This is a genomic window from Mesorhizobium sp. M2A.F.Ca.ET.037.01.1.1 (assembly GCF_003998075.1).
GTDB lineage: Bacteria > Pseudomonadota > Alphaproteobacteria > Rhizobiales > Rhizobiaceae > Mesorhizobium.
In genome coordinates this window covers 1-3121 of record NZ_RZSA01000801.1, presented here as the reverse complement: position 1 = coordinate 3121, position 3121 = coordinate 1, and the positions used below count along the sequence as shown (strand labels likewise).

General features: G+C 64.8%; 3 protein-coding genes. All 3 read right to left on the bottom strand.

From position 1 onward, the window contains the following. Nucleotides 1-1286 (bottom strand): folylpolyglutamate synthase/dihydrofolate synthase family protein (locus tag EOA27_RS29225; RefSeq protein ID WP_145970599.1); only part of this gene is annotated, 1286 nt, incomplete at its 3' end. Nucleotides 1287-1425: 139 nt separating this feature from the next. Beyond that, a complete protein-coding gene (gene accD, locus EOA27_RS29220; RefSeq protein WP_126080118.1) occupies nt 1426-2352 on the bottom strand; it encodes an acetyl-CoA carboxylase, carboxyltransferase subunit beta in 927 nt (308 codons plus the stop codon). 95 nt (nt 2353-2447) lie between these two features. After that, a partial coding sequence (gene trpA / locus EOA27_RS29215) for a tryptophan synthase subunit alpha (protein WP_127257855.1) occupies nt 2448-3121 on the bottom strand: 674 nt, incomplete at its 5' end.

Sequence of the window (3121 nt, the reverse complement as noted above, 5' to 3'; positions counted from 1 at the left end):
GCGAAATAGAGCGAGCCGCCGATGAGAATGCGCGGCGCCGGGCCGTCCCAGGAGTCGCGCAACAGCATCAGCGCGCTGGCGACGGAGCTGACCGGCTCGGCCGACAGGCCGGCCTCTTCCGCCCGCAATGCCAGCTCGTCGTTGGGAACGCCGGCATCGCTGTTGCTCACCGGCACGGTGTAGACATGGCGGGCAAGCCCCTTGAAGGCGCTGAAATAGCCGGTCTGGTCCTTGGTGTTGATCATGCCGGAGATCAGCACCAGAGGCCTCGGATTCTTCTCCTCCTGCTCGGCCAGGGCCTCGGCGATGACGATGCCGGCCCCGGGATTGTGGCCGCCGTCCAGCCAGATCTCCGCGCCCTTCGGAGCCAGATCCACCAATTTGCCCTGCGTCAGCTTCTGCATGCGTGCCGGCCAGGCGACATGGGTCATCGCCCGCTCGGCGGCGCGATGGCCGATCTCGAAGCCGGCCGCCTTTACAGCGGCGATCGCGGCGGCGGCGTTGGCGTATTGATGACGCCCGGGCAGGCGCGGCAAGGGCAAGTCCATCAGCCCGTCCTCGTCCTGGTAGACCATGCGGCCGTTTTCCTCGAAAGCGAGGAAATCCTGGCCGTAGACAAAGGTCGGGCAATCCAGCCGCTCGGCCGTCTCAATCAGCACCTGAAGCGCCGTCTCGCTTTCCTGGGCGCCGATCACCACCGGGCAGCCGCGCTTCATGATGCCCGCCTTCTCGGCGGCGATCAGCTCGACGCGGTCGCCAAGATAGGCTTCGTGGTCCATCGAGATCGGCATGATCACCGAAACCGCGGGCCGCTTGATGACGTTGGTGGCGTCGAAGCGGCCGCCAAGCCCGACCTCGATGATGGCCGCCTCCGCCGGATGCTCCGAGAACAGGACGAAGGTGACGGCCGTGAGTATCTCGAAGACGGTGATCTTCTGGCCGCCATTGGCCTCGGCGACGCGCGCGATGGCCTCGGCGAATACATCGTCCTCGACGAGCTTGCCGCCGCCTTCGGCCGCCAGCCGGTAGCGTTCGTGCCAATTCACCAGATGCGGCGAGGTGTGGACGTGAACGAGATGGCCGGCCGCCTCCAGAAGCGCGCGCGAGAAGGCGGCGCAGGAACCCTTGCCATTGGTGCCGGCGATGTGGATGACCGGCGGCAGCCGGTCCTGCGGATTGCCGAGGCGTTCGAGAAGCCGGGTGACGCGGTCCAGCGAAAGGTCGAAGCCTTTCGGATGCAGCGTCATCAGATGTTCGATTTCGCGTTCGGCGGAGAGCGTTGTCATGGCGGAATCCTAACGCCTGACCCGGAGACCGGGAATCGGTCTCGGAACGGTCATATGCAAATAAGAGGCTACAGCAGACAACGCACGGCGCAAATCGCGGTTCGCGGCGAATGATGTCGCGCAGACCGATATGGCGTCATCAGGCCTGGGGCCGTGTCTCCGCGTTGGCGATCGCCGGCGGCAGGATTTCCGGCTCCAGCGGTTTGTCGGCTTGCGGCACCTTGAGCAGCATCTTCAAGAGCCGGGAAATGGTCTGGCGCATCTCAAGCCGCGAGACGACCATGTCGACCATGCCGTGCTCCATCAGATATTCGGCGCGCTGGAAACCGTCGGGCAGCTTTTCGCGAATGGTCTGCTCGATGACGCGCGGACCGGCAAAGCCTATCAGCGCGCCGGGCTCGGCGATATGGACATCGCCCAGCATGGCGTAGGAGGCGGTGACGCCGCCGGTGGTGGGGTTGGTCAGCACGACGATATAGGGCAGGCCGGCTTCCTTCAGCCGGTCGACGCCGACCGTGGTGCGCGGCAGCTGCATCAGCGACAGGATGCCCTCCTGCATGCGGGCGCCGCCGGAGGCGGCGAACAGGATCAGCGGCCGCCTGCGCTGCAGCGCGACCTCGAAAGCATGCACGATGGCTTCGCCGGCAGCCATGCCAAGCGAGCCACCCATGAAGGCGAAATCCTGCACTGTGACGATGACCGGCAGCCCATCGATGGTGCCGGCGCCGTTGAGGATCGCATCCTCGAGGCTGGTCTTGGCCTTCGCCTCCTTCAGGCGATCGGTGTAGCGCTTCTCGTCGCGGAACTTCAGCGGGTCCTGGACGACCTTGGGATTTTCCAGCACCTCGTATTTGCCGTCGTCGAAGAAGTATTTCAGCCGCTCCTTGGCCGAAATCTTCATGTGGTGCCCGGAGGCCGGGATGACGAACTGGTTGGATTCGAGATCCTTATGAAAGATCATCTCGCCGGTCTCGGGATCCTTGATCCAGAGGTTTTCCGGCATGTCGGTGCGCCGGCCGAGCATCGAATTGATCTTCGGGCGGACGTAATTGGTGATCCAGTTCATGGCTTCGGCTCCCGTCCTGAAAAGGACTTCACGCAATTCCAGGAAAAGTCTGTGGCGATTTTCCGTCCGGAACTGCTTGTAGAGGAATAGTCAGGCTATTCGGCGGCAGCAAGGCGGGCCGAACGGACGCCCTGGGCGAGGCCGCTGACCAGCGTGGCGACGGCTTCGGCCGGATCGGCTGTCTTCTCGCCCTTCGGTCCCAGCACATTGGCGATCGCATTGACGATCGCCGTGCCGACCACGACGCCGTCGGCCGAGGCGCCGATGACGCGCGCCTGCTCGGCGGTCTTGACGCCGAAGCCGACGCAGACCGGCAGAGCGGTGTGGCCCTTGATGCGGGTGACCGCCGCCGAGACCTTGGCGGTGTCGGCAAGTGCCGAGCCGGTGATGCCGGTCATCGAGACGTAATAGACGAAGCCGGAGGTGTTTTCGAGCACCTTGGGCAGGCGCTTGTCGTCTGTGGTCGGCGTCGCCAGACGGATGAAGTTGACGCCGGCTTTCAACGCCGGAATGCAGAGCTCTTCATCCATTTCCGGCGGCAGGTCGACGACGATCAGGCCGTCGATGCCGCTGGCCTTGGCGTCGGCGAGGAAGCGGTCGACGCCGTAGATATAGATCGGATTGTAGTAGCCCATCAGCACGATTGGCGTCTCGTCGTCGCCAGCGCGGAACTCGGACGCCATCTTCAGCGTCCTGGCCAGCGTCTGGCCGCCTTTCAGCGCCCGAAGACCCGCCGCCTGGATGGCCGGACCGTCGGCCATCCAGGCGG

Coding starts and splice junctions, on each gene's coding strand:
- accD (WP_126080118.1), bottom strand. CDS start 2,352: ATGAACTGGATCACCAATTACGTCCGCCCGAAGATCAATTCGATGCTC.